This is a genomic window from Glaciimonas sp. GG7 (genome assembly GCF_052976905.1).
In genome coordinates this window covers 1-5,585 of sequence record NZ_JBRIIQ010000155.1, presented here as the reverse complement: position 1 = coordinate 5,585, position 5,585 = coordinate 1, and the positions used below count along the sequence as shown (strand labels likewise).

The 5,585-nt window shown below is 50.0% G+C and carries 5 protein-coding genes and 1 pseudogene; 2 read left to right on the top strand and 4 right to left on the bottom strand.

Translation table 11 applies throughout. The annotated features are described in order from the left end of the window. The 3 genes and pseudogenes from ACVBEF_RS20165 to ACVBEF_RS20155 form a co-directional block, all read right to left on the bottom strand. Positions 1 to 576 (bottom strand): annotated as a pseudogene (locus ACVBEF_RS20165) (NAD(P)/FAD-dependent oxidoreductase); the annotation flags it as partial. Positions 577 to 618: 42 nt separating this feature from the next. Beyond that, positions 619 to 1,500 carry an MBL fold metallo-hydrolase gene (locus ACVBEF_RS20160; protein ID WP_447125701.1) on the bottom strand — a complete coding sequence of 294 codons (882 nt, stop codon included), beginning with the start codon at positions 1,498 to 1,500 and terminating at the stop codon, positions 619 to 621. 176 nt (positions 1,501 to 1,676) lie between these two features. Then, positions 1,677 to 1,892, bottom strand: coding sequence for a hypothetical protein (locus ACVBEF_RS20155; protein WP_447125700.1), 216 nt, complete (start codon positions 1,890 to 1,892; stop codon positions 1,677 to 1,679). Positions 1,893 to 2,228: 336 nt separating this feature from the next. Between ACVBEF_RS20155 and ACVBEF_RS20150 the strand changes: the two genes are divergently transcribed. Then, complete coding sequence (locus ACVBEF_RS20150; RefSeq protein WP_447125699.1) at positions 2,229 to 3,032, top strand: MipA/OmpV family protein; 804 nt, start codon at positions 2,229 to 2,231, stop codon at positions 3,030 to 3,032. Between the two features lie 213 nt (positions 3,033 to 3,245). Then, on the top strand, positions 3,246 to 4,667 hold the full coding sequence (gene gndA / locus ACVBEF_RS20145; RefSeq protein WP_447125698.1) for an NADP-dependent phosphogluconate dehydrogenase: 1,422 nt from the start codon (positions 3,246 to 3,248) through the stop codon (positions 4,665 to 4,667). 267 nt (positions 4,668 to 4,934) lie between these two features. On the opposite strand, the gene ACVBEF_RS20140 is transcribed toward gndA, so the two are convergent. Next, positions 4,935 to 5,291 (bottom strand): hypothetical protein, encoded by a 357-nt coding sequence (locus ACVBEF_RS20140; RefSeq protein ID WP_447125697.1) that lies wholly within the window; start codon positions 5,289 to 5,291, stop codon positions 4,935 to 4,937. Between the last annotated feature and the right edge of the window lie 294 nt (positions 5,292 to 5,585).

Here is a 5,585-nt window from a genome sequence, read left to right as displayed (position 1 = left end):
CGCACTACAAAACGCGATCTTGACTTGATCTAGCACCCCGCTGCGTTTCCAATGGTCGGCTGACAAGTACATCGCTTTTTGTGGTGCCCCGGCGCATTTGATCGGCATCGGCGGCTGCGTGAAGATCGCCTGACCGCCGCGCAGACTTTGCACGAGTTCCCAGGTATAAGGTGCAAGGCGGTACATGTAGTTTGAAGTGACACCATTGCGGCCCAAGGTTTCGGATAGACCGTCAATGGCGTGCCAGTCGAGCTTCAGACCCGGACAGACCACCAGCTGTGCATACCGGACGACCGTGCCGCCGACCAGAATGACCGCATTGCGTTCAGGTTCAAACGCCGCCACTGCGGACTTGATCCAGTGAACACCGCGCGGGATCGTGCTTGCCATGGTGCGCGCAGTTTTCGGCGCATCAAAGACGCCGGCACCGACCATGGTCCAGCCGGGCTGATAGTAGTGGACGTCGGCGGGTTCGATAATGGCGATGTCGAGTTCAGGCTGGCGTGCCAGCAGGCTTGCTGCTGTTGCTATGCCAGCGGCACCACCCCCGATGATGACAACGGCGTGCGTCACTTCCGCTGCTAGTTGATGTATTGCCATGGTTATCTCCGGATACTTTTAAGTCGCATTAATGGGAATTTTCAGGTAGCGGATGCCGTTTTCTTCAGGCTCCGGGAAATGCCCTGCGCGCATGTTGATTTGTACCGATGGCAGGATCAGGGTCGGCATGTCCAGCGATGCATCACGTTTTCTGCGCATAGCAACGAAGGCCTCCTCGCTAATGCCATTGCGGACATGGATATTGCTGGTCCGCTCCTCCCCGACTGTGCTGACGTAACGCACCTCGCGGCCACCGGGCTGGTAGTCATGACACATGTAAAGCAACGTATCGTCGGGCAAGCTCAGCACTGTATTAATGGAGCAAAACAGCGTACGCGCATCGCCGCCGGGGAAGTCGCAACGCGCCGTGCCGTCATCTGGCATGAACAGCGTGTCGCCAACAAAAGCGGCGCTCTGGCAGCCATTGCTGACGACATAGGTCATGCAGGCTGGCGTATGGCCTGGCGTGTGCAGCGCGCGGCATTGCAGAGCGCCGATACAGAACATCTCATCATTGGCAAACAAATGGTCAAACTGGCTGCCGTCACGCGCCATGTCTGCACCGGTGTTAAACAGCGCCCCAAACACCTGCTGCACGGTGGCGATCTGTTGACCGATGCCAATCTTGCCCCCCAATTTTTCTTTCAAATAGGGCGCAGCAGTTAAATGATCTGCGTGAACATGGGTTTCCAATATCCATTCGACCTTGCCGCCGAGGGCCGTGACCATTGCGATCAAACGATCAGCTGAGGCGGTATGTGTGCGACCCGATTTGGGGTCGTAATCGAGCACGCTATCGATCAACGCACAATGGTGGGTTACGGGATCTAGCACCACGTAACTGATGGTACTGGTGGCGCAGTCAAAAAAGCCTTCTACATGGGGTGAGGTGCTAATCATTATCGGGGATATCCTTAAGGGACTGACATAACTTCTATGTGTATATGTCAGTAGGTGGCGCAAAAAATATGCCAAAAAGTATTCCCTCTGAGATGCATCCTAAGTGTTTACATTCATTTATTTATGTATTTCTTATAATTAAATGAGAATCTAATCGTCCGGCCATGTCCCGATAGCTAATTGCTACGTACATTTGATCGCGCAATATCCAACGCTGCGTGATTAGCCGCCCCATGTGTAAGGAGTCCTTCTGCAATGTTTGCGCGCGTCCAGGGGATTTTGATTTCGCCATCCTGACTCACTGAGTATTCTGCCGCCCATACATCGCCACTGGGCACTGCGCGTGTATGAATTTCGTAACCTTCATAGATGGTGGTTGTGATGCCGCTCATGTCAGCCTCTTTTAATGTGTGTTGTTGGCGTCTCTGATAAAAACAACTTACAGGCATTGTTTCAGCGGTTTTTATAGAGACACTTCGAGAATACTCGCACTACACAATCCTGCCGGAATGCTCCAGAAATCCTCGGGACTGATTTTTCGTAGTGAAATAAACATCATCCGAACGTTTTGCAGACTATCTATTGAGGCGCTTATCATCACAAATAAACGTTATATAAAGTGAATCAATCCTAGGTTAAACTACCTCCCATTCGAAAACTGCGATGATGTTGCATCGTTTATATCTTTTGACATGCATTACCTCAACCGACATTCACCATCGAAAAGCATGAAAAAACACTCCCTCAGCAAAATAATGTCCAGCGCACTTCTAAGCGGCCTGATGAGCATGGCATGTATGTCGGCTGCGCTTGCACAGGAGGCAAATACTGTCGTGTCTGAAGAGTTGCCGAACCGCCTGGTGGGGGATGTCGGCGTTGGGATGTACCAGTCGCCCAGTGAAATCCATGACAAACGCACTGCCAACTACACCTTGCCTTACGTGTATGCCGACTACGGCAGATTTTTCTCGCGTATCGATACCATTGGGTTCAAAACATTCAAGATGGGATACGGTTATTTTGAACTGGCCAAACAGATTAATTTTGATGGTTTTAAAGCATCCAACGCACCCTATCTGCACGGATTACAAAACAGAAAGGATGCTAATCCCCTTGGAGTCGGTACTTATCAGGAAACACCCGTAGGCGCTTTTTTTCTGAATGCTTTTTATGACGCCAACAAATCCCACGGCACATTATTAGAGGCCATTTATGCGGGCGAAATAAAAGCTGGTTCCATCAGCTTTTATCCGCAAATCGGCGCTGAGTATCGCAACGCCAATTACGTCAATTATTTCTACGGCGTCACGCAAGCCGAATCTGCCGCTAACGGACACATCAAGCCCTGGCAGGGAGGTAGCGCCATCAATCCGTTAGTCGCTCTGCAAATTGAAATTCCGTTAAACGATAAATGGGTCGTCAATCTGTACGGACGCTACAAATGGTTTGGCCAAAGTATCCGAAATAGCCCGCTTGTTGATCGAGATGGGCTGCAACTTTGCTTTGTTTCGCTAGCGTATCGATTCAAGTAATGAATACAGGACTTACGCAAAATTGTCCCAGCAAGGCAGACTTTTGATGCTAGTACGGCTAGGCGGGCGTAACGCCGCTGGGGCGATTTTGCGTAAGTCCTAAAGTAAATTTTCAACAAAGACAACGAATATGGTTCAAGCTGGTCAAATCCTGACAAGCTTTTAAAAACCAATATTCACCGACCCTACCAGGGTCGTTTTCTGGGAGAACTTATGATTGAGCAACACACTAAGCAAGCAATCGGCGTAGTAGGACTAGCCGTCATGGGCCGCAATCTGGCTCTCAATATTGAAAGCCGGGGTCATTCGGTCTCTGTCTATAATCGCAGCCGCGCAAAAACCGACGAACTCATCGCCGAATTTCCCCAGCGCAAACTGGTCCCTGCCTATTCGTTAGAAACCTTCATTGCCTCTTTGGAAAAGCCGCGCCGGATACTGCTCATGGTTAAGGCCGGGGCGGCAACCGACGACACCATCGCCGCCATCCAGCCCTTGCTCGACCCGGGCGATATCCTCATTGATGGCGGTAATACCCATTTCACCGACACCATCCGCCGCAACGATGCGCTGGCAAAATCGGGCATCCATTTCATCGGCACCGGCATCTCCGGCGGCGAAGAAGGCGCACTGAAGGGCCCGGCCATCATGCCCGGCGGCCCACGGGTAGCCTACGATCTGGTGGCCCCGATCCTGACCGAAATTGCCGCCATTGCCCCCGACGGTGTGCCGTGCGTGGACTACATCGGCCCTGACGGTGCGGGACATTTCGTCAAAATGGTCCACAACGGCATCGAATACGGCGACATGCAATTGATCGCCGAAAGTTACGCCGTCCTCAAGCACGTCGCCGGTCTCTCTAACACCGAATTAAGTCATGTCTATACCGATTGGAACGCGGGTGAACTTGACAGCTATCTGATCGATATAACCGCTCGGATTTTTAGCAAAAAAGATCACGACACCGGACTTGACCTGATCGACGTCATCCTCGACCGCGCCGCCCAAAAAGGCACTGGAAAATGGACCAGTCAGAACGCGCTCGATCTCGGCACCCCCTTGCCCCTCATCACTGAAGCGGTTTTTGCCCGCGTCTTGTCATCGTTAAAAGACGAGCGCGTTGCCGCCAGCAAGAAGCTATCCGGCCCTGTTATTGAGGTGACAGAGCCAGACAAGGACGCCTTAATTGAAGCAGTCCGCCGCGCCTTATATTTAAGCAAAATTATTTCGTACGCACAGGGCTTTGCACAATTGCGCGCCGCCTCAGACGAATATAAATGGGCGCTCAACTTTAGCAATATCGCCAGAATATTCCGTGCAGGCTGCATCATCCGCGCCAGTTTCCTGCAAAAAATCATGGACGCCTACGCTGCCGATACGCAACTCGCCAACCTGCTACTCGATAGCTATTTTTCCGACATCGCGACCAACTATCAAGCAGCGCTGCGGCAAGTTGTGATTGCCGCCATCAACGCAGGCGTACCGGTCCCGGCGTTTTCCTCGGCCATCGCTTATTTTGATGCCTACCGTACCGTGCAACTTCCCGCCAATCTGATTCAGGCGCAGCGCGACTTTTTTGGTGCGCACACCTTTGAACGTATCGATAAGGGCGGCAGCTTTCACGCCGACTGGGCTTGAGTTCAGACGTTACGGGAACAATAAAAAAAGGATGTACGAGGACAGATTTTTTCGGATGGAAAATGTAAAAATCAGGGCTCTCCCATTCGTTGGAATATCCCGGATGTGTGCTGGCGATTTTATATAGGTATCTCTATACATATCGGGCATTGTCAATTCTCTGCGTGAATTAACAATGCCCATCTCAGCACTAGCAAAGTGCATCAACGCTCACCATAAACGAAGGCTTACCTCAACACTCTTCACAGGTTGCCTTTTTTGCGTTTATTAACAACTATTGTTCGTCTCATACTTACTGAGCGTCTCCTCTTCGCTTATTAATGCATCATTAAGTTGCTGTTCGGTAACACCAAGTGACTTTAAAAAATTGATCTCAACTTTTGTCAAAATAACTTCGTCTTGCAAAACTGCATGTTGCACGAGTTGACAATCCACTGCCATCGCTGATGTGGATAGTCCTAACATAAAAATAGCGCTTAAAAAAAATGTACTTTTCACAGTAATTCCTTTTAATATAAATTTACCTACGGGACATACAAGTAGATCAAACGCTCTCATAACTCTGAAGAAACGAACAATCACTTGTATTTCCATAGGGAAACATAAAATGCCGATCCCAATCAAGATTTTTCTTATCGAAAAGATAGAGTTATCCCACTATCTAACAAGACATTTCTTGGTCCTGAATTTTCTTGCTCACATGCTTTTTTACGCGCCGATACGGTATGACTTTCAGCCTTATGAAGCCTTATAAACGCAACACCTATGTGCCAACAAGTTATTGCTCACGTCACGCATCATCAGACCGTTTATCCACGCAACTGGGCAATTGAGCGCCGCATCAGCTTGGTCTATGATACGAACAGCTTGGTTTTTAATATCGATTCGTGCTCGATGAACCGGGCGCTTAGAGAAGCT

What these genes read in the sequence shown, in the direction of transcription:
- gndA (WP_447125698.1), top strand. Translation starts at nt 3,246, where the DNA reads ATGATTGAGCAACACACTAAGCAAGCAATCGGCGTAGTAGGACTAGCC.
- ACVBEF_RS20155 (WP_447125700.1), bottom strand. Translation starts at nt 1,892, where the DNA reads ATGAGCGGCATCACAACCACCATCTATGAAGGTTACGAAATTCATACA.
- ACVBEF_RS20160 (WP_447125701.1), bottom strand. Translation starts at nt 1,500, where the DNA reads ATGATTAGCACCTCACCCCATGTAGAAGGCTTTTTTGACTGCGCCACC.
- ACVBEF_RS20150 (WP_447125699.1), top strand. Translation starts at nt 2,229, where the DNA reads ATGAAAAAACACTCCCTCAGCAAAATAATGTCCAGCGCACTTCTAAGC.